The sequence below is a fragment of the Paraburkholderia agricolaris genome (assembly GCF_009455635.1).
GTDB classification, from domain to species: Bacteria; Pseudomonadota; Gammaproteobacteria; order Burkholderiales; family Burkholderiaceae; genus Paraburkholderia; species Paraburkholderia agricolaris.
In genome coordinates, this window is record NZ_QPER01000002.1 from 1,798,373 (window position 1) to 1,817,652 (window position 19,280).

Here is a 19,280-nt window from a genome sequence, read left to right on the forward strand (position 1 = left end):
GAACGGACCGGCGATGCGCCGCAAACAGAAGTCCGCGCGATCTGGGCAGCCTACGAAAAATCTTGACAGCGCCTACGATCCATCTATAGTTCACCATATGGCAAAGTCTCCAGTCAGTCAGCTCGATCGCACGTTTTCCGCCCTTGTGGACCCGACACGGCGGGCCATCCTCGCTCGCCTTGAGCGGGAGCCCGGGCTGTCGGTCACGGAAATCGCGCGGCCGCTGCCGCTCAAGCTCCCCGCGGTTATGAAGCACCTCGACGTGCTGAGCGACGCGGGTCTGGTATCGCGTACAAAGAGCGGGCGGACGGTGTCGGTCGATCTGGTCGCAGGGCCGATGGAGGAGGCAATGGCATGGTTGAGACGCTATGAGCGTTTCTGGTCCGCGAGCCTCGACCGGCTCGCCGATTTTGTGGAGGGAGACGGGCAATGACCCAGGAAAAGCCGAGCCTGACTATCGTGCGGCGCATCAAGGCACCGCCAGCCCGAGTGTATGCCGCTTGGACCCGGCCCGAACTGATGGTGCGCTGGTGGGGGCCCGACGCCGGGCCGGTACTCAGCGCCGAAGCCGATCCGCGCGTGGGCGGCCGCTTTCGCGTGGTGTTCCAGACACTGGATGGCGAAACGCACGACTGTCGCGGCGAATACCTGGAGGTCGAAGCGGACCGCAAGCTCGTCTTCACGTGGGAGTGGGTCACGCTGCCCGAGCGCCGCTCGCAGGTCACTCTCGGGCTGCGTCCGATCGAGGAGGGGACCGAGCTCACGCTTACGCACGCACAGTTCTTCGACGAAGCCGCACGCGATGCTCATCGGAGCGGCTGGGGTACGGCTCTCGACAAGCTCGACGCATTCATGGCTCGACTGGAAGACGAAGGCAACTGACGCAGGTCGGAAACACATTCAACTCATACCGAGGTCGAATATGAAGCTCTATTATGCTGAGACACTGGCTCCGCGAAAAACCTGTGCAGTGGCAAAGTATTTAGGTTTGCCAATCGAATACACCTTCGTCGATTTGACGAAGGGTGAGCATCGCAAGCCGGACTATCTGGCGATCAATCCGAATGGCAAGGTGCCGTGTCTCGTCGATGGCGGGAGAAGCATCTGGGAAGCCGACGCGATCATCAGCCATTTCGCCACGCGCGCGAAGTCCGACCTCTGGCCGACCGACGACCGGCAGATCGACGTGCTGCGCTGGTTTAGCTGGAACAACCACCATTTTTACCCGCATGCCGGCATGCTTTACTTCGAGTCCATCATCAAGCCGGTGTTCGGACTCGGCGGCCCCGATCCGTCGAAAGTGGTTGAAGAGCAGGGCATGTTTCGCAAATCCGCCAGCGTGCTCGAGCAGCATCTCAAAGGCCGTAAATGGCTGCTGGGTGATGGCCTGAGCGTTGCGGATTTCTCCGTTGCCATTGCGCTGCCCTATGCGAAAACCGCAGCCATGCCGCTCGACGAATTTCCGGAAATGCAGCGCTGGCACGATCAACTGAACGAGATCGAAGCATGGCGCAATCCGTTTCCGGTGCGTTCGGCAACCTCCGCCGCGAACGCTGCGCTCAACGCGTGAAAATACGCGTCATGTGCTGCGCGATCGTTGCACTCGCCATGACCTTGCTCGCCAGTTGGCGCAGCGTGTCGGACACGCTCACCGGGCGGGCCGGGTGGCTACGGCGCATCGCGATCGTGTCGATTGCGATCGGCGCGGCCGCCGGCTCCGCGCTGGCAGCCGATCAATTCGCCGAGGTTCGTGGCGGGCAGTCGTCGTTTTATTCTCGCCTGAGCGCAATGCCGATTTGTGCTCATTTCATCCGCTAGCGGCGGATTTTATTTTGTGAACTCAACAGCTAGTTAATTTTAGAAACGCATTGACTGCCGTCCCGCCTCCTATCACACTCCGCGCCGCAATAAAATAAAGTTTCTCGTAGAAGCCGGCGCTCGTTCGAGCCTTCAGAGCATTAACTCCGTTGATTACTCGAGCCATTCTGTTTGCATACACCGTGCACCCGTTCAGGAAAGATTGTGAAAGGAAGTTGACACGGGAACGTTTGCCAAACTAGGCTACGCACTATCGCTAAAAACTGACCCTGTTCCTGTCCACCTGCCCGGAGACGCAGGTATGCCGTTGCTTTGTCCGTCAGTCAGGCGATCGCGTCAAAACGGAAGAAAACGGCTCACGCCAGCTTTTCGAAAGAATTGTAATGATTAAGTCGCGCAATTAAAAATCAGCCACAAGTGCTGAGGTAGTAACACGTCCATATATTCTCGCTAGCAATCTGCGGCTAGTGCGGGAGACCTTTTTCGCTGAAAAAAGAGAAACACAGCTTAAGCACTCAACGCACTTTCTTTATGCCGATTTTGTCAGTCGAGGATTAATAATGCGTATAAATTTCCGATTGCAGATACAGTGCCTGGCGTTAGCAGGAATAATGGTCCTGGCGGGCTGCGGCGGTTCAGACGGCTCGCCAACGCCTTCGAGCAAGTCCGCCCAAACGCCCACGGCCGCTTCCGACGCGGCGCTCGCGCCGCCTACCGCGCCGATCGTCGCGGATGCCTCGATCAACAAGAGCGTGCCGCCGGTCGAATTGCCCGACACGGTCACACCGATCAACTACAAGCTGTGGTTCCGGCCGAACCCGGCGCTGTCTTCGTTCGACGGCCGCGCGGACGTTCAGATCAAGGTGCTGAAGTCCGTCAACGCGATCACGATCGCCGGCCACCGCATCAAGTTCACCAACGGCTCGATCACGCTGCAGCCGGGCAACATCCAGTTGATCGCCACGCCTCAGGATGACGGCGATTTTTATCAGCTTCGACCCGTGAGCGGGCAGATCGCCGCCGGCAACTACTCGCTGCACATGGAGTGGAGCGGCATCATCAACTTCAAGACCTATGACGACCCGGTCGCCAAAACCGGTGGCAGTTGCGGCAACGATCCCTATCCGGGTTGCTCCGCGGCGGAGGGCGTGTTCCGCGTCGACCTGAAGTCGACCGATGGCACGACCAGCGGCGCAATTCTCACGCAAGGTGAATCGAACCTTTCGCGCCAATGGTTCCCGGGCTGGGATGAACCGGCGTTCCGGCCCACCTATGAGGTCAGCGCTGAAGTCCCGCAGAACTGGAACGTCGTGTCGAACGCGGCGGAGAAACCGGCGGTGAACGTGGATAGCGGCTACAAGCTGGTGTCGTTCGAAAAGACCCCGCCGATGCCGTCCTATCTGCTCTTCTTCGGCGGTGGCCAGTTCGACATTCTCGAAGACGACTTCGCGAGCCCGCTGCCCGATCACAAGGGTCTGCATCTGCGCATCTTCACGCCACCCGGCATGCGTGACTGGGCAAAACCGGCCATGCAGCAGACCAAGCAGGCGCTCGATTACTACTATCGATACACGGGTATTCCGTTGCCGCTCACCAAGTTCGACACGATCGCCGCGAACGACGCCTTCAAGGCGCAAAAGGACCTGAACTTCGGCGGCATGGAAAACTGGGGTGCGATTCTCGAATTTGCCGACGATATTCTGCCGCCGCCCGGCACCCCCATGTCCGACTATGGCGTGACGGTTTTGACGCATGAAGCCGCGCACCAATGGTTCGGCGATCTGGTCACGCTCGACTGGTGGGACGACGTGTGGCTCAACGAATCGTTCGCGACGTTCTTCGAGAACAAGACCAAGGTGCGCTTCTTCCCGGACCGTTTCAGCTGGGTCGACGACGTGAAGAACAAGTATGCGGTGATCAACGCCGATCTGAAATCCACTTCATTCCCGGTGCAGCCGAACTTTAACGGCTGGGCCTCGAATGACTTCGTGCTGAGCGCAAGCGCCTTTACGTACGACAAGGGCGGCCATGTGCTGAAGATGCTGGAGAACTATCTCGGCGAAGAGGTGTTGCGCAAGGGGCTGCAGTCGTATCTGGCCGACTACGCGCTCGGCAACGGCACACCCAAGCGTTTGTGGGACGAACTGGCCAAGGCTAGCGGCGAGCCGATGGTCGCGATTGGCGACAGCTTCGTGCGGCAAACCGGCGTGCCTTTGCTGTCGCTCGACACCCAGTGCGATCTGACGACCAATCAGACCGTGGTCACGTTGAAGCAGTCGCCGTTCCCGAACCAGAACCAGTACCCCGGCACGCAATGGACGATTCCGTTGACGCTCGCTTACGGTGATGGACTGAGCGCGCGCAAGACGGTTGCGATGAAGGACACGCAAATGCAGGTGCGTCTGAACGGCTGTTCTGCCGTGCTCGCGGATCCGAGCGGCCTCGACTACTACGTGACGAACTACAGCAACAACGCGTGGAGTCAGTTGCTGACGCAAGGTAATGCACTGAAGGACCCGGTGTTGCTGACCAGTCTGCAGCTCGAGGCCAAGCTGCTGGTGAAGAACGGTCTGGCGGATCCGTCGCGTGAAAGCAGCATCGGTTCGCTTGGCTCGACTGCTACGCCGCTCGCACGTCAGATGTTGATGACGGCGCCGACGACACAGTCCCTGCGTCCGACGATCCGCTATCAGGGCAAGTTCAAGCTGAAGCCGCAGGCGCAGCAAGCGCAATAAGCCTGGCAGGCTGGGTAGACGGCCTCGTGCCGTCGTGAAAGAGCCGTCACGTGGCCCGCATTCTTAGCGATGCGGGCCACGGCACGACGGCATCCATCGGCGCCATACGCCGCGAGCGGTGCTCATCGAGCAAAGCTCCATCTCGAGCGATCAGATCCGCGTCATCGCCAGGTCAAGCCGAACGTGGCCTGCTCTCCAGCCAGTTCCGCAACAAACCCGCCAGAAGCGCGCTAACGAGCACGGCAAGATACAGCGTAACGAGACTGTGACGCCATGTATCGAGCGCAAGCTGATGCGTCAGCAGTTTCGAATCAGGCGCCGGGAGAACGGCATGCATTGCGACGACCGCCTGCTTCATCCGCAGAAAACCCACGGCGGATAGCAATGGCAAAAGAACGAGCAGGGCAAACAGCACCGGCCTGGCGCGTTGTGCCGCCGCATGGCCACGCAAGCGGAACCACACGCCGAGGCAACCGTGAATCCAGCCAGGCGCAAGCAGCGCAAGTTGCAGACCTTGCGTGCCGCTTGTGATCAGCGATATCACAATCCGTTCGTAGTTCGGCTCGAAACCATACAGCGACGCCGCGAGGCGCGTCGCGACCGCATGCCGGATCAGCAGCAGAGGCAGGCTGAGTCCGGCCCACAGGCGGATCCATTCGGCCGGCGGGAGCGCCCAGTGACGACGCCCGTAAATCGTGCGCACAGCCAGCGCGAAATGGAGCAGGGCGGACCCATACAGCAGGATCGTGCCGGGCACGCTATGCCATATCCACAGAGCCAGCATCAGTCCGCGCCCGGCAAGATCGAGCGACCAGATTCCGAGCGCATGGTTGAGCAGATGCAAAAACAGATAAATGAGCAGCACCACGCCCGACCCGAGTTGCAGGCGGCGCAGAACAGGCCGTAATTCCGCTCGCACGTTACCCTCCCTTCAATTCGTAAGCTGCGGAGAAACGGCTTGAGAGGCCGCAGTCGAGCCACGTCGAGCATACCGCGGCGCCTGCCGTGCTTCTGCGGTCCTCATGCCCCGCGAGCGGGCGTGAGGGTGCGCTTGCGGGATCGGCCCGCTTGTGCCCCACGTGCCGTACTCTGGCGCACCGCCTCGGCGAATCGCTGTAGCGCGGACAGCGAGCCGCACACGCTCTGATATTCCTCGCGGCCAATCCTGCCGTCGAGGATGACGGCCATGCCCGAGGCACGGGCCATGTCGATGATGTCCATGTTGACTACTCCTTTCAGGTTCTCTCACCTGCAAGACTGGGGACGCGGCGTGGCTATTCCCGCGTTGACGGTCGTGCGGAGCCTGTAAGCCGACGGCACTGAATTCACCCGTCAGCACTATTTTCATTTTTCCGGGAATAAAGCCGGCAGCGCTGCGGTCTTGCAGGTGAACCGAGTCGTGTGGCCCGCCGGATGATCCCGCGGTTTGCCTGCGAATCCTTATCGTGAGGTCGACATGTCGTCACATCATTCATTCAACCCATCCCGCCGCGGCGCACTGAAATGTCTCGCTTTCGGGGGCGTAGGCACGGTGTTCGTTCTTGCGGGCGGCATTCTTACGCCCGTGGAGCTGGCGCTTGCGGCCGACGCGAAATCGTCCGCGACATCGATGGGTGTGCCGCTTTTCCTGCAGATCAGCGATTCACATATCGGCTTCAATAAAGAAGCGAATCCGGACGTCGCGGGCACGCTCAAGCAAACGATCGACTACGTCAATGCCATGCCGGTCAAGCCCGCGCTGACTATCCACACGGGCGACATCACGCATCTTTCCAAACCGGCGGAATTCGATCTCGCGGCGCAGCTGATGTCAGGCTTGAATATCACGGAGCTTCATACCGTACCGGGCGAACACGACGTGACGGACGGCCCCGGAACCGAGTACTTCAACCGCTTCGGCAAGGCTTCGGACAACAAAGGCTATTACAGCTTCGACCACAATGGCGTGCATTTCGTCGCGCTCGTCAACGTGATGCATTTCAAGCCTAACGGCCTGGGCGGACTCGGCGACGATCAACTCGCCTGGCTTGAAAACGACCTGAAGGGGCGCTCGTCCAGTACGCCGATCGTCGTCTTTGCCCACATGCCGATGTGGACGATCTACGAGCCCTGGGGATGGGGCACGGGCGACGCTGGTCAGGCCATGAGCTATCTGAAGCGCTTTGGCTCGGTGACCGTACTGAACGGTCATATTCATCAGATCGTGTCGAAGGTCGAAGGCAATATCACGTTCCATACCGCCCGCTCGACCGCCTATCCGCAGCCGACTGCCGGCAATGGTCCCGGCCCCGGGCCGCTCACGGTAGCGAGCGATCAACTTCCAAAGATGCTCGGCGTGACCAGCATCAAGATCGAGCGTCATCCGCTCAAAGCGACGCTTGACGATACGACACTCGTTTGATTGCAGGATTTTCTTTCACGCAGGAGATCAGTTATGCGAAATAATTCCCTATACGGTACGCTTGTGGTGTTGCTCGGCGGCTCGGCGCTCGTCGTCGCATCGGCTGGGTTTTCCGTTGCACAAGCCGAGACGCCCAACACCGTGGTCATCAAGAACTTCATGTTTTCGCCGATGGAACTCACCGTCAAAGCCGGATCGACGGTGACGTGGAAAAATCTCGACGGCGAGCCGCACACTGTCGTGAACGACGCCGGCATGTTTCGCTCTGCCGCGCTGGATCAAAACGATACCTACCAGTTCAAGTTCGACAAGCCCGGGGTGTACAAGGTGTTCTGCAGCATCCATCCGAATATGAAAGAGACGATCACCGTGCAATAGGTGCCGGATCCTGTGTGGGCGCCATGCGCTCACACAGTCGTGCACCGTGTTTAAAGCAGCAGCTACCCATTAGCAGGGTTTCTGCTGGCGTGCTTATTGCATAAGACAGACGCACCGCGCACGCTCGTATCGCTCCCCATCAGCCCAGCCTGGAGTTGTACTGCATGTGCCCGCAGTACCGCTCATTGATACACGCGGCGTTGAATCTTTTACCTGTTTTGCCGATGCGTACCGGACTCGCCAAGCTGCCGTTTAAAGCGCAGCATTGCCGCATGGCGGCTACCCCGCGCGCGAAATAAATTCTTCCAACATCACCCACTGCTGAATCGTGTGAACAAAATCTGGCCGACAGGTCGGACGTAGGGATTCCGGAGAGTATTGCGATGTCCAACGATACTGACTTGCCAAAATCTGCTGTAGAGCGCCCGGATACCGGCTTCGATGCCGGCGGTGGCAGTGGGCCGTCGGCTGCGGCGCCACCGGTGCGCTTCGGACGTCTTGCACTATGCGTTGCAACGGCGAGTTCGCTGGCTGTCGGCGTGGTGGGTACGGTCGCGTATGGGGTCTGGTTCAACCACGACCAGCAAAGGTACGCGGACGCTATCGCGGGAGCACGGCAGGCGCTCGGCGCGGTTGGGTCGACGGCGGTAAGACAGGCGATCGCTGAATCGATTACACCGCCCGGGTCGGCCACAGCACCCGCGCGGACAGCAGCGGCAGCACCGGTCATGGACGAGGCAGGCGAGAAACAGGCCTCCTGGTCCGGCCCGGTTACCCGACCTCCCGCGCCGGCGCCGACGCCTACGCCGATGCCTACGGTTACCCAGACCGCGGTGGCCGACGCGACACCGGCCACGGTTTCTACGCCTGCCGTTCTTCACGCGGCATCCCCCTCCAATCCTCCCGCACAGCAACCGGGAGTCGGCCGCTCGGGCAGAGATGCGCGTCTTGCGCAGTCGGATCGCCGCTCTGCGCCGACGGCCAATGCCAGGCATAAGAGCAGTCTGTTCGCCCGCATGGGTTCGTTCTTTCGTCGCGTGAGCTATCGCCAGCATGGCACCGGAAGCCAGCAAGACCTCTATTCCCATCCCTGAGCGAACGCGTAGCCAGTTCGCCGCGGGCAGGCGCGCGCTCGCCATCCGCTTCAGGCCGGGCCCGGCTGTGATCGCCACCGCCGCGCTGATTTGTCTGCTGACAGGACTTCTGTACCTTGCGCTGCAGATCCGAACGATCTTCTCCGATCAGTTGAAGCAGGAATACGCGGGGCTCGTTCTCGAAGCGGTCGAACGCGCGGAAAGCGCGCGAAACGTGGTCGGCATCTGGCAGCAACTGCCGGACGCCGCGCAAGCCGGTGCCGCCGGATATCGGGGGTCTCAGGGGTACCGGCAAGCGCGAACCGAACTCGCTCAGCGGCTCGCGTCACTCGCGGCGCTGGTGAATGCCAGTCCATCGGCGGCGCCGCGTTTGCCCGCATCTTCGCTTACCCGCGACGCCGATCTGCGCGATACGGATGCCGCGCTCGGTGCCGCGTCGGCCTGGTGGCGAGCACAACGCGACGCGGACAGCGCCGACGTGCGCGTGCGGATTGCTCACATTGCGCGCACGCTGATCGCATTGGCAGCGTTGCTGTTCTGCATGCTGATCACCGCGCTGGGGATGTATGCGAAACGCAATCGCCTGCTGGCAGGCAGGTCGAACGAATTCGAATGGGCGGCGCTGCACGACGCAATGACCGGCTTGCCGAACCGGCGCAAGCTGTTCGCCTCACTCGAAGCCGTGGTGACGAAATCGCGCGCGTTCGCGGCGCCTTGCAAAATCGCCGTGCTGTATGTGGATCTGGATGGCTTCAAGCACGTCAACGATTCGCTCGGCCACCGCGTCGGCGATGAATTTCTGATCGCCGTTTCGAAGCGCTTTCGTGAGTCGGTGCGTAAAGGCGATGTGGTCGCGCGGATCGGCGGCGACGAATTCGCCATCCTGGTGTGCGAGTTTTCGACGAATGCAGAGCTGGGCGAAATCGCCCGGCGGCTGATTGCCTGCGTAGCTCAAACGGACCGGGAGATAGGGGTCGGCGGGGTTCGCGCCAGCATCGGCATTGCCAGTTTTCCTGATCCCGTCGACGATTATCATCGCCTTGTGGCCTCCGCCGACGAGGCGATGTACCAGGTCAAACGTAGTGGCAAGAACAGTTACGCGTTCGCAAACGGGGCGAGTTGATCCGCGCCTTTGATGATGCCCACCAGCTTAGAGCGTCGTGGCCTTTTCAGACGTCAGCGTCAACTTGCGGCGCGATAGTTCGTTGATCAACACGATGCGCAGCGCGTCGGACAGGTGTTTCCATCCGCGAATTTCGTCGCGTGTGCGCAGACAGCCGATGCACCAATCCGTATTGCTGTCGATTTTGCAGATGTCGATGCAAGGCGAGGGAACCGTCGCGATCGGCTCGATCGGCGCAGCGGTTGCGCTGGCTTGATGCTGTTTTTTATCGAATACCTCCGCAGCGCCAGGCTGGCATTCCATGTCACACGCAGCGCTCTTTAAGTCGCTCATTTCCGAATCCGTTCTACTTGAATTGGCTGTGAGCGCCGTCGATCAGTCGTTCGGCCACGCGCTCCAGAATTGGCCCGCGGGAGTATAGCAAGCGGCTGCACAACCCTGCGCCTCGCGCGCGAACGCACGCGCCGACTTATTTCGTGTTAAAAAATCGGGGCCTGCCGATATGCGATGAAATACGTCGGCACGGCTGCCGTCGTTCCGAAGTCATCCGCAGCGGAAGAGTCAATGTCCAGATATTCGTTGATACGCGCCCTTGAGCGTGCAAGCCGGCCTGAGTGGATCGTTGCTGTGCTGACGGCAACACTGGCGGCCTGCGCGCCGCTACCGCCGGCTGCAAATCCGGCTGCAAATCCGGTCGCGGATCAAACCCAGCATCAGGATGCGCCGCAAGCGCCTGCTTCGGTTGCGGTGCGCTCAGCCGACGGGCCGCTGCCGGTTCCTCCGAATCTCATCGCGTTGACGCAGGCGGCGGGCCAGAAACGCCTGATGGCCACCGCCCACAACCGGTCGTACTGGCCGCTTTCGCAGTACTTCGAAACGCAGCGCAACGAGGCTTACTGTTCGGTCGCGACCTCGGTGATGGCGCTCAATGCTCTGGGCATTCGCCGTCCCGAGTCGACGTTGTATCCGGATTTTCCATACTTCTCGCAAGAGGATTTCTTTCGCAACGTCGATCCGCAGGTGGCCAATGCCGCGCGGGTATCGAAGGAAGGCATGACGCTCGACCAGCTCAGCGCGGCCCTGAACGCATTTCCTGTCGAGGTGAAGGCGTTCCATGCCAACGATCTGACGCTCGGCCAGTTTCGCGATCTGATTCGCGACACGACGAGCCGCAGTGGCCGCTTTGCGTTGCTGAACTTCAGGCGGGTGGACATCGGTGAAACAGGCGGCGGCCATTGGTCGCCACTGGCCGCTTACGACGCCGCCAGCGATAGCGCGCTGCTGCTCGATGTCGCGCGCTACAAGTATCCGGCGGCGTGGGTGCCGGTCGCGCAGCTGTACGCGGGAGCCTTGGCGGTCGACTACGTCAGCGGACTTTCACGCGGGATTGTGATCGTCGGCACGCGAGCGCATTAGCGCTTTCTCACGGCTTGCCGGTCCCGCAGACCGTCCGGCGCGATTGCTATTGCTATGGCTATTGCCGGCCGCGATTGAACTGAGCGCACCTCAATCGTCCTGATTGCGCCACTCGGTGAGTCCCTCGCGCGCATTCAATTCGATGAACGACGGCAGCGCGCGCAACCCGCGGATATAGCGCGCGAGATGCGGCCAGCCGAGTGCCGGACGCGGCATATTGCGTGTCCAGCGCATCAGCACGACGGCGAGGAAATCCGCCGTGCTGAGCTTGCCGCCGACCAGATAATCGCGTCCGTCGGCGAGTTCGGTGTCGAGCCGGTCACAGGCTTCTTCGATGCGGCGTCGCGCAAGCGCCCGAACGCCTTCGGCCCCCGCGGGATCGCCGTCGCTATCGGCGTAAAACCAGTCGCGCATGGCGGGCAGCACCGTGTTGGCCAGATAGATCATCAACTCCAGCCACGCCGCGCGCTCAGCGGAGCCGGGCTCGGGGGCAAAGCCCGCTTCAGGATGCCGTTCGGCCAGCAGCATGAGCAACGCGGCCGACTCGTGGCGCGGCGTGCCGTCGACCATCAGCGTAGGCACGCGGCCAGAGGGATTCAGCCGCAGATATTCAGGGTTGCGCTGATTGCCGACATTGATATCGACGAGCCGGGTCTCGAACTGGATGCCCATTTCTATCAGCATCCAGTGAACCGCCATACTGGCCGCGCCTGGCGAATAGCAAAGAAGGTAGTCCATTTATCCGTTGACGAGGTTGGCTGAAGTGGGGCGTAGTCTAACGCTATCCTTGCCGGGCACGCACGCGGCAGGCCTGCAAAATGCGCATGATATCGGCCGCCCGAAGCCCCGCGGCCGGCCCGCGCGATTGCCGTCCTTACGAAAACTCGTGGGTGGCTCATCGGTCGTTAATGGTCCTATGCTGCCCCTGTTCATGTTCGAAGGTGACGCAACGCGATGTGTGCACTCGATAGGCGGACTTTGCTAAAAGGCGCGCTCGCCGCGCCGTTGCTGGGCGTAGCGGCGCGCTCTCCTGTGCACGCCCAGCACGCGCCGAATGGTCCAACTGAACCGGCGATGGGCCCGACCCAACGCCGCGTGCGGCCCGGCGACCCGTCATGGCCGTCGGCGCAGGCCTGGCAGGAGCTGAACCGGGCCGTCGAGGGCCGCCTGAGCGCTGTCACTTCGCCATTGGCGATCTGCGCGCAAACGCCTGCAAGCACGGCTTGCATGGAAGTCTTCGGGCGCCTGAAAAACCCGTACTACCTCGGCGACACCCCTGCGCTGACGCAGGCATCAGGATGGCTCGATGCATGGACATCGGCGCCGAGCGCCTACATGGTGGCTGTCGCCAACGCGAAAGACGTCGCACGCACAATCGCTTTCGCGCGCGAACATTGTCTGCGTCTGGTCGTTAAAGGCGGCGGTCATAGCTATCAGGGCACGTCGAACGCGGCCGATTCTCTGCTGGTCTGGACGAGATCCATGCGCGACATCACCCTGCACGATGCGTTCGTGCCGGCAGGATGCGAAGGGCGCCTGAAGCCCGCGCCCGCGGTGACGGTAGGCGCCGGTGCGCTGTGGGGACACGTGTACGACGCCGTGACAACGCGCGGCGGCCGCTATGTTCAAGGCGGCGGCTGCCTGACGGTGGGCGTGGCCGGGCTCGTGCAAGGGGGCGGCTTCGGCAGTTTTTCGAAACGGTTCGGCACCGCCGCCGCGAGTTTGCTGCAGGCTGAAGTCGTCACAGCCGATGGCGAGGTGCGAATCGTCAATGCATGCTCACACCCGGATCTTTTCTGGGGGTTGAAGGGCGGTGGTGGCGGCAGTCTCGGCGTCGTCACGAGCCTGACGCTACGCACGCACGAGTTGCCCGATCAGTTCGGTCTGATACGCGCGACAGTGAAGGCATCGTCGGACGACGCGTTCAAAGCGCTGATCGGCGAGTTCGTCGCATTCAGCGCCGACCATCTGGTGAGCGAGCATTGGGGCGAAACGGTTGCCTTCCACGCCGACAACACGTTAGGCATTTCGATGCTGTTTCAGGGCATGAACCAGAACGATGCCGCACATGTCTGGCAACCGTTTTTCGATTGGATCGCGGAGCCCGCCCACGGTTGCACGACAACACCGCCACAAGTGCTGAGCCTGCCGGCGCGACGTTTGTGGGACGCTGGCTTCATGATGCAGCATCTGCCCGGCGTGCTGAAGATTGACGATCGTCCGGGCACGCCGGCAGAGAATGTTTTCTGGACGAGCAACGTCGGCGAGGCGGGGCAATATCTGTACGGCTATACCTCGACATGGCTGCCTGTTGCGCTGGTAGCGCCAACTCAGCGGGGCCGTCTGATCGATGCGCTGTTCGCGAGCACCCGGCACTGGACGGTCTCCTTGCACTTCAATAAAGGGCTCGCGGGGGCACCAGCGGACGCATTGAACGCGACCCGGGATACCCCGATGAACCCGGCCGTACTCGACGCCTTTGCATTGGCGATCATTGCAGGCGAGGGTGCTCCGGCCTTTCCCGGCATGCCGGGCCACGAACCAGAGGAGGCGCAGGGACGGCGCGCTGCAACGAGAGTCGCGCAGGCTGCGCAGACACTGCGTACGGTTGTCCCGGAGCCTGGCACCTATTTGTCCGAGAGCAATTTCTTCGAAGCCGACTGGCAGCACGCGAACTGGGGAAGCAATTACGCGCGGCTGGCTGCCGTGAAACGCAAATACGATCCCGACGGCCTGTTCTTCGTTCATCACGGCGTGAACTCGGAAGAGTGGAGTGCCGATGGCTTCACGAGAGTCCGAAACAGATAAGGGGCTGACGCCTAAGGCGACCAGCCCCTTCAACCACTATGCGGCAAGCTACGAAGAACGCCTCAATGCACCGGCGCGTGAGTCTGCTCGGCCGGCCGCGGCTGCGTCACGGCGCTCACCAGAACAAAAACGATGATGTTCACCGCCAACGCCAGGAAGCCGATATTGATGTCCTTTAGCCCGTCGGGCAAGAACGGCATCAACTGCCCAATACTCAGATGCAGCGTGGTGGTCAGCGCCACGACCGCGACGCCCGCCAGAATCCCGCAAAACGCGCCGTACTTGGTTGCCCGGTTATGCGGCATCAAACTGCAGATCACTGCCGGAAAGAGCTGGGTCACAAAGCTGTAGCCCATCAGCAGCAAAGCCACGATCGTCTCGCCGCCGTGCAGCGTAAACCCGACGGCCACCAGCGCCACCACCGGCACCAGGAAGCGCGCGAGGTTGGTCACTGTCGCGTCGGATGCATTGCGGCTTATCATGCCGCGATACACGTCGTTGGCAAGCAGCGTGGATGCCGACGTCAGGATCATCGATCCCGGCACCAGCGCCGTCAGAATCCCGGCCCCGCCGATCACGCCGACGAACCACGGGTCGAAAGTCTGCAACGACAGGCGCAACAGCGACAGGTCGATGTCGCCGCCCTTCAGGCCCGGCACCTTCAGCGTTGCCGCAAAGCCCACGAAGAACACGAACAGCAGAATGAGCTGGTACAGCGGCAGCACCATCGCGTTACGGCGGAAAATACGCTCGTTTTTCGCCGTGAAAATCGAACCAAACGAGTGCGGCCACATGAAGAAGCCCAGCGCGGTGAGGAGCACGGTCGACTGGAACCAGATCACGCTCGACCCCTTGGCGGGGAAGTTCAGGAAGCCCGGGCGGGCGGTGTCGATGGCGCGGAACATGTCGCTGAAGCCGCCGTAGTAGTGCAACGGCAGGTAGATGCCGAGGAACAGCACGATCGCCAGAATCAGGATATCTTTCACCACCGAATTCCACGCCGAGCCGCGCACGCCGGAGACGGTCACATAAGCCGTCACCACCGCGGCGCCGATCCAGATGGCGGTTGTCGAGGAAATTGCGCCATACGACGCTGTCGCCACGATGATGCCGAGGCCCTTGAGTTGCAGCACCAGGTACGGAATCAGCGCGGCCACGCCGACCAGCGCAACCAGCGTGCCGAGCGCCGGGCTATCGTATTTGCGCGTGAAGAAATGTGGCTGCGAAACGAGGCGATGGTCTTTCGCGTAACGCCAGATCGGCGGCAGCATCCAGTACGAAAGGATGTACGCCAGCGTGCCGTAGGCAAGAATGTAGTAGACGGGTGCGCCCTTGCCGTACGCGAAGCCGCTGCCGCCGAGGAAGGTGAAGGTCGTATAGATTTCGCCGGCCATCAGCAGGAACACGAACGCGGTGCCGAAGCTGCGGCCGCCCACGGTCCACTGTTCGAGACTCATGTCGTGGCCGCGCCGCGCGCGCACACCCAGGTACAGCGCAAACAGCGTAATGGCCGCAATAATGATGAGTGCGCTCATGAGCGGGCCTCCTCGGCATCCGCCGCAAGCTGACGGTTGCTCGGATCCAGACGGTAGACGATCGCCATGATGAGGGCACTCAGGATCACCCACATGACGATCCAGGCCAGCACGAATGGCATGCCGAATACCAGCGGTTCGACACGATTCACAAACGGGACGCCGAGCAGAATGCCGATGAACGGCAGCGCGGCGAGTGCACGAAGCAACATGGGGGCAACTCCTCGAACCGGTAAGTACGTCTCGTTGAAAGTGCAGCTTCGCTGAGGACTTTATGCCTGATGCTTCGAGCCCGTAAAGTCCGTCAAAAAAGTGTAGGCTTTCTGAAAGTTGTGCGCGCATCTTTCTGCGCCTGTCTGCTGCGGTGCAACGCCGCGCGTGGCTTGCATCGTCCCCTTTTTTACAGATTTGCGTGCCGCGCCGCGATATCATCTGAGTCACACAACGCGGGGCATCAATCTGGAGCGCCCACAAGCGTCCAGCACTTCAACTCAGCGTAGCGCTCCGGCGGGCCGTCAGTCAATCAAGCCGCCCGAGCCGCTGCCCGAAACGGATCGCATATGGTCGAAAGTCTGGTCTCGGATATCCTGTTTGGCTTCACCGGGCTGATCAGCATCATCAATCCAATCGGCATGGCGTTCGTTTTTCTCGACCGCACCGCATCGCTCACCACCGAAGACCGCACCGCGCTCGCCAAGAAGATCGCCTTCAACGTGATGTGCGTGCTGCTGGTTGCCTTCTTTGTCGGCACCCCGATTCTGCATTTCTTCGGTATCTCCATGCAGGCCTTGCGTATCGGCGGCGGCCTCGCGGTAGCGGTAAGCGGCTGGCAGATGCTCAATGCGCCCGATACGCCGGCCGAACAGCCGGCAGTCAAGCGGGTGGATTCGGATAACGCGATGTCGAAGGCGTTTTTTCCTCTCACCATTCCGCTCACCACCGGGCCGGGTTCGATCGCCACCGCGATCGCGCTGACCGCGAACCGCACGCATAAACTTTCGGAGTTCGTGCTTTCGGGTATCGCCTCAGTGGGGATCACGCTCCTCGTGGCCGTCACGGTCTATCTGGTCTACAGCCGGGCCGTGGTTTTCGCGAAGTATCTCGGCGCGGACGGCACCAAGGTCGCGATGCGCGTCTCGTCGTTTCTGCTGCTGTGCATCGGCGTGCAAATTATCCTGACCGGTTTTTCGGAGTTCCTGATACCGATCGCGCAGATGCAACCCGTGGTCAAATAGCGAAGACAGGAGGGAATCTCATGTGCCGCTGGCTCGCTTATACCGGCAACCCGCTTCAACTCGAAACGGTGCTGTTCAACGCCAAACATTCGCTGATCGACCAGAGCCTGCATTCGCGGCTCGGCCAGACCACCACCAACGGCGACGGGTTCGGCATCGGCTGGTACGGTCATCCCACCGACATCCCGTTTCGCTACCGCTGTATCCAGCCCGCGTGGAGCGACCGCAATCTGCGCGAGGCCGCGCGGGCCATACGCGCGCCGCTGTTCGTCGCGCACATCCGTGCGGCTACCGGCACGCCGTCACAGGAAACCAACTGTCATCCGTTCCGCTATGGCCGGTGGCTGTTCATGCATAACGGGTTGGTGCGCAACTTTCCTCTGGTGCGCCGCGAGCTGATGCTGGCGATCGATCCCGAGTTATTCGCCTCGGTTGAAGGTTCGACGGATTCCGAGGTGCTGTTTTTTCTCGCGCTGACCTTTGGTCTCGAACTCGCGCCCGTAACCGCGCTCGAACGCATGGTCGGATTTGTCGAAGACGTCGGACGCAGACAAGGGGTGGATGAGCCGCTGAACATGACGGTCTGCGCGACGGATGGCGAGCAGATCATCGCGGTTCGCTATTCGAGTGAAAGACAGTCGCGCTCGCTCTTTCACAGTACCTCGTTCCAGCATTTGCACGAGCTGTATCCGGACGACCCGCGCATCACGGCGGTGGGCGATAACGCCTTCCTGGTGTTATCGGAGCCGCTCTCGGACCTGCCGGGCTGGTGGGAGGAGATTCCCGAGAGCACCGCCGTGATCGCAAGGGGTGGCGAGATAGAGCAGTATCCGTTCGAACCGAAGCTGGTCGAGCTCAAATCGGCGTAGCGCGTTGCGACAATTCGGTTCGGTTCGGTTCGGATCGCTTCTGTTCGGTCCGCGGCCTGTCGCGATCCGTGACCCGGCGTTGTGCTGCGCTAGCGCGTCAGCAGCATCGAACTCAGCACCGAAAACACCGTCGACGGTAATTCCGCGAGACGGCTCACCACCACGTTGTGCGGATAGAAATCCTCGACTGCATCGGTCAGCACGCCGATGCCGACCAGTTCGATGCCGCGTTTCTGGATCGCCGCGACGCGTTCGCGCAGATCGTGGCGCAGCACCTGTGGGTCGCCATCGCCGGTCGACGGATAGCCGTCTGAGAAGACGATCAGGATGCGCCGCTCGGCCTGATGATCCGCGAGTCGCGTCGCGGCCCAGGCCAGCGCCTCGCCGTCCGGATTCTCGTGACCGCAGTCGATTTCGGCAATGCCGCTCAGATCCGTCGCGCCAAAGCGCTTGTAGACTTTCAGGTCGAGCCGCTCGACAAAGCGGTTATAGCGCCGCAAATCCGCACCGCCCGCCAGTTGCCTTTCATACAGTTGCTTCATCGGTGCGGATTCGAGTGAGCAATAGCCGAGCACTTCGCAGTCGAACGACAACTGCGTGAGCGCATCGCACAGCGCGCTCGCGCACAGGCGCGCGAGTTCGATCTTGCGCCCGGCCATCGATCCGCTGCGATCGATCAGCAAGGTCACGGCGACGTCGCGTCCTTTGGCCGCCCGCTGCGTGCGAAACGGCGTACGGTAACCCGGCGACGTGGCGAGTTTCGCCAGCGCGGTGCGATCGATTTCGCCGCGCTCCTGTTCGCGGCGCCAACGGGTGCGTTCGTCGGCGCTCAGCGCGCGTTCGAGTTTTTCCTTGAGCGGTGCCGTGTCCGCGCGGGCCTGCGCGCGAAGCTCGCGCCAGGTCGCGCTGTCGCCCTGACCGGTGACGTCGGTGATTTCGTCGAACTCGGTGGCAAGCGGAATCGATAGCCGGTCGCGAGATGCGTTTGACACTGCGCCGGCTTCGCCTTCGGAACGCGCGGACGGTTGCTGCGCATCGGCCAGCGACTGCCCCATGCCGACCGCATTTTCCGCCTGCGCACCGCCGCCTTTATCGGACGGAGGCGAGGCAGCATTGTCCTGGTCGGGCAGGGCGGTGTCGTCGTCGTTGAACGGTTCGGACGAAGAAGCCGCGGTTTCCGTGTCGAGGTCTTCAACCGGATCCGCGGTGAATACCATGCTGTTGACATCGCCCGCCGACAAAGCCCGCACGCGCGCCACCAGGGCTTGCGCCGCTGCAATGCTATGCGCGCTCGAACGGCTTCTGCGCGCTTCGTCCAGCAGATCCTGCGAGGCGTGCAGCGCGGCCAGCAATGAGTGGACCGCTTCGGTGCGGGTCGGCTGCTCGTCCCATAGCGTGCGCTCCACCAGCCAGACCAGCCGGTCGCGCCAATGCAGCTTCGGCCAGCGTTGCCGCGCCTGTTCGGCGGCATGCGCACGCAGTTTGCCGATGAACCAGCGTGCTCCCGGATACTCGTCGAGCAATTGCATGCAGACGCGGCGGTCCTCGATCACCTGTGCGAGCTTCGCGCTCACGCCGCCCGGTTGCGCATCCATCAGCGCGAGCGACGAGTGCTTGGCGCGCGCCACCAGCAGATCGAGATAGCCGATCAGCACGTCGCGCTCGACGCCGCCGCTCAACTCATAGTCGGGAATCACAATGCGGCCGGGTTCGACACGCGGTCCATCCGGACTGAAGGCGACCGTCACGCCATATTGTCCGGTCAGCACGCGCGCCACCTTGCTGAGCGTCGATTCGAACGCGAAGCCTTGTGTGTCGCGGGTGAGATGCCTTGCGTTCATGGTGATCGCTTATGGTGCGGAGCGGGC

20 protein-coding genes are annotated in these 19,280 nt (G+C 61.7%); 13 read left to right on the forward strand and 7 right to left on the reverse strand.

Annotation, left to right across the window (positions count from 1 at the left end):
* Nucleotides 1–97: 97 nt before the first annotated feature.
* The 5 genes from GH665_RS29430 (at nt 98) to GH665_RS29450 (ending at nt 4,553) form a co-directional block, all read left to right on the forward strand.
* Nucleotides 98–433, forward strand: a complete 336-nt coding sequence (locus tag GH665_RS29430; RefSeq protein WP_106354718.1) for an ArsR/SmtB family transcription factor — start codon at nt 98–100, stop codon at nt 431–433.
* On the forward strand, nt 430–882 hold the full coding sequence (locus tag GH665_RS29435; protein WP_153140713.1) for an SRPBCC family protein: 453 nt from the start codon (nt 430–432) through the stop codon (nt 880–882). The genes GH665_RS29430 and GH665_RS29435 overlap by 4 nt, the downstream gene beginning before the upstream one ends.
* A 40-nt stretch (nt 883–922) precedes the next feature.
* Nucleotides 923–1,570 (forward strand): glutathione S-transferase family protein, encoded by a 648-nt coding sequence (locus tag GH665_RS29440; protein WP_153140714.1) that lies wholly within the window; start codon nt 923–925, stop codon nt 1,568–1,570.
* Nucleotides 1,567–1,818: a hypothetical protein gene (locus GH665_RS29445; RefSeq protein WP_153140715.1), complete on the forward strand. Its 252-nt coding sequence runs from the start codon at nt 1,567–1,569 to the stop codon at nt 1,816–1,818. The genes GH665_RS29440 and GH665_RS29445 overlap by 4 nt, the downstream gene beginning before the upstream one ends.
* A 560-nt stretch (nt 1,819–2,378) precedes the next feature.
* Complete coding sequence (locus GH665_RS29450) at nt 2,379–4,553, forward strand: M1 family metallopeptidase (RefSeq protein WP_153140716.1); 2,175 nt, start codon at nt 2,379–2,381, stop codon at nt 4,551–4,553.
* 172 nt (nt 4,554–4,725) lie between these two features.
* Here GH665_RS29450 and GH665_RS29455 read toward each other — a convergent pair whose 3' ends face one another.
* Together GH665_RS29455 and GH665_RS29460 are read right to left on the reverse strand one after the other, a co-directional pair.
* A complete protein-coding gene (locus tag GH665_RS29455) occupies nt 4,726–5,472 on the reverse strand; it encodes a hypothetical protein (protein ID WP_153140717.1) in 747 nt (248 codons plus the stop codon).
* Between the two features lie 101 nt (nt 5,473–5,573).
* Entirely contained in the window at nt 5,574–5,774 is a 201-nt protein-coding gene (locus GH665_RS29460) for a hypothetical protein (protein WP_153140718.1), read from the reverse strand.
* A 235-nt stretch (nt 5,775–6,009) separates the two neighbouring features.
* Between GH665_RS29460 and GH665_RS29465 the strand changes: the two genes are divergently transcribed.
* The 4 genes from GH665_RS29465 (at nt 6,010) to GH665_RS29480 (ending at nt 9,549) form a co-directional block, all read left to right on the forward strand.
* Nucleotides 6,010–6,954: a metallophosphoesterase family protein gene (locus GH665_RS29465; protein WP_153140719.1), complete on the forward strand. Its 945-nt coding sequence runs from the start codon at nt 6,010–6,012 to the stop codon at nt 6,952–6,954.
* A gap of 33 nt (nt 6,955–6,987) precedes the next feature.
* Nucleotides 6,988–7,332, forward strand: a complete 345-nt coding sequence (locus GH665_RS29470; RefSeq protein ID WP_153140720.1) for a cupredoxin domain-containing protein — start codon at nt 6,988–6,990, stop codon at nt 7,330–7,332.
* 383 nt (nt 7,333–7,715) lie between these two features.
* On the forward strand, nt 7,716–8,426 hold the full coding sequence (locus tag GH665_RS29475) for a hypothetical protein (protein ID WP_153140721.1): 711 nt from the start codon (nt 7,716–7,718) through the stop codon (nt 8,424–8,426).
* Nucleotides 8,386–9,549: a GGDEF domain-containing protein gene (locus tag GH665_RS29480; RefSeq protein WP_153140722.1), complete on the forward strand. Its 1,164-nt coding sequence runs from the start codon at nt 8,386–8,388 to the stop codon at nt 9,547–9,549. Before GH665_RS29475 ends, GH665_RS29480 begins: the two co-directional genes overlap by 41 nt.
* 27 nt (nt 9,550–9,576) lie before the next feature.
* Here the strand turns inward: GH665_RS29480 and GH665_RS29485 are convergent, their stop codons facing one another.
* Nucleotides 9,577–9,780, reverse strand: coding sequence for a DUF1289 domain-containing protein (locus GH665_RS29485; protein WP_343038786.1), 204 nt, complete (start codon nt 9,778–9,780; stop codon nt 9,577–9,579).
* A 333-nt stretch (nt 9,781–10,113) separates the two neighbouring features.
* Between GH665_RS29485 and GH665_RS29490 the strand changes: the two genes are divergently transcribed.
* Complete coding sequence (locus tag GH665_RS29490; RefSeq protein WP_153140723.1) at nt 10,114–10,965, forward strand: phytochelatin synthase family protein; 852 nt, start codon at nt 10,114–10,116, stop codon at nt 10,963–10,965.
* Nucleotides 10,966–11,055: 90 nt separating this feature from the next.
* On the opposite strand, the gene GH665_RS29495 is transcribed toward GH665_RS29490, so the two are convergent.
* Nucleotides 11,056–11,703 (reverse strand): glutathione S-transferase family protein, encoded by a 648-nt coding sequence (locus GH665_RS29495; RefSeq protein WP_153140724.1) that lies wholly within the window; start codon nt 11,701–11,703, stop codon nt 11,056–11,058.
* Between the two features lie 216 nt (nt 11,704–11,919).
* Between GH665_RS29495 and GH665_RS29500 the strand changes: the two genes are divergently transcribed.
* A complete protein-coding gene (locus GH665_RS29500; protein ID WP_153140725.1) occupies nt 11,920–13,773 on the forward strand; it encodes an FAD-dependent oxidoreductase in 1,854 nt (617 codons plus the stop codon).
* A gap of 62 nt (nt 13,774–13,835) precedes the next feature.
* On the opposite strand, the gene GH665_RS29505 is transcribed toward GH665_RS29500, so the two are convergent.
* Nucleotides 13,836–15,308 carry a sodium:solute symporter family protein gene (locus tag GH665_RS29505; protein WP_153140726.1) on the reverse strand — a complete coding sequence of 491 codons (1,473 nt, stop codon included), beginning with the start codon at nt 15,306–15,308 and terminating at the stop codon, nt 13,836–13,838.
* Complete coding sequence (locus tag GH665_RS29510; RefSeq protein WP_153140727.1) at nt 15,305–15,520, reverse strand: DUF3311 domain-containing protein; 216 nt, start codon at nt 15,518–15,520, stop codon at nt 15,305–15,307. Before GH665_RS29510 ends, GH665_RS29505 begins: the two co-directional genes overlap by 4 nt.
* Nucleotides 15,521–15,868: 348 nt before the next feature.
* Between GH665_RS29510 and GH665_RS29515 the strand changes: the two genes are divergently transcribed.
* Nucleotides 15,869–16,543, forward strand: coding sequence for a MarC family protein (locus GH665_RS29515; protein WP_153140728.1), 675 nt, complete (start codon nt 15,869–15,871; stop codon nt 16,541–16,543).
* Nucleotides 16,544–16,563: 20 nt separating this feature from the next.
* Complete coding sequence (locus GH665_RS29520; protein WP_153140729.1) at nt 16,564–17,412, forward strand: class II glutamine amidotransferase; 849 nt, start codon at nt 16,564–16,566, stop codon at nt 17,410–17,412.
* Between the two features lie 89 nt (nt 17,413–17,501).
* Here the strand turns inward: GH665_RS29520 and GH665_RS29525 are convergent, their stop codons facing one another.
* Nucleotides 17,502–19,253, reverse strand: coding sequence for a cobaltochelatase CobT-related protein (locus GH665_RS29525; protein ID WP_153140730.1), 1,752 nt, complete (start codon nt 19,251–19,253; stop codon nt 17,502–17,504).
* Nucleotides 19,254–19,280: the final 27 nt, after the last annotated feature.

What these genes read in the sequence shown, in the direction of transcription:
- GH665_RS29430 (WP_106354718.1), top strand. Translation starts at nt 98, where the DNA reads ATGGCAAAGTCTCCAGTCAGTCAGCTCGATCGCACGTTTTCCGCCCTT.
- GH665_RS29435 (WP_153140713.1), top strand. Translation starts at nt 430, where the DNA reads ATGACCCAGGAAAAGCCGAGCCTGACTATCGTGCGGCGCATCAAGGCA.
- GH665_RS29440 (WP_153140714.1), top strand. Translation starts at nt 923, where the DNA reads ATGAAGCTCTATTATGCTGAGACACTGGCTCCGCGAAAAACCTGTGCA.
- GH665_RS29450 (WP_153140716.1), top strand. Translation starts at nt 2,379, where the DNA reads ATGCGTATAAATTTCCGATTGCAGATACAGTGCCTGGCGTTAGCAGGA.
- GH665_RS29460 (WP_153140718.1), bottom strand. Translation starts at nt 5,774, where the DNA reads ATGGACATCATCGACATGGCCCGTGCCTCGGGCATGGCCGTCATCCTC.
- GH665_RS29465 (WP_153140719.1), top strand. Translation starts at nt 6,010, where the DNA reads ATGTCGTCACATCATTCATTCAACCCATCCCGCCGCGGCGCACTGAAA.
- GH665_RS29470 (WP_153140720.1), top strand. Translation starts at nt 6,988, where the DNA reads ATGCGAAATAATTCCCTATACGGTACGCTTGTGGTGTTGCTCGGCGGC.
- GH665_RS29475 (WP_153140721.1), top strand. Translation starts at nt 7,716, where the DNA reads ATGTCCAACGATACTGACTTGCCAAAATCTGCTGTAGAGCGCCCGGAT.
- GH665_RS29480 (WP_153140722.1), top strand. Translation starts at nt 8,386, where the DNA reads ATGGCACCGGAAGCCAGCAAGACCTCTATTCCCATCCCTGAGCGAACG.
- GH665_RS29490 (WP_153140723.1), top strand. Translation starts at nt 10,114, where the DNA reads ATGTCCAGATATTCGTTGATACGCGCCCTTGAGCGTGCAAGCCGGCCT.
- GH665_RS29495 (WP_153140724.1), bottom strand. Translation starts at nt 11,703, where the DNA reads ATGGACTACCTTCTTTGCTATTCGCCAGGCGCGGCCAGTATGGCGGTT.
- GH665_RS29500 (WP_153140725.1), top strand. Translation starts at nt 11,920, where the DNA reads ATGTGTGCACTCGATAGGCGGACTTTGCTAAAAGGCGCGCTCGCCGCG.
- GH665_RS29505 (WP_153140726.1), bottom strand. Translation starts at nt 15,308, where the DNA reads ATGAGCGCACTCATCATTATTGCGGCCATTACGCTGTTTGCGCTGTAC.
- GH665_RS29510 (WP_153140727.1), bottom strand. Translation starts at nt 15,520, where the DNA reads ATGTTGCTTCGTGCACTCGCCGCGCTGCCGTTCATCGGCATTCTGCTC.
- GH665_RS29515 (WP_153140728.1), top strand. Translation starts at nt 15,869, where the DNA reads ATGGTCGAAAGTCTGGTCTCGGATATCCTGTTTGGCTTCACCGGGCTG.
- GH665_RS29520 (WP_153140729.1), top strand. Translation starts at nt 16,564, where the DNA reads ATGTGCCGCTGGCTCGCTTATACCGGCAACCCGCTTCAACTCGAAACG.
- GH665_RS29525 (WP_153140730.1), bottom strand. Translation starts at nt 19,253, where the DNA reads ATGAACGCAAGGCATCTCACCCGCGACACACAAGGCTTCGCGTTCGAA.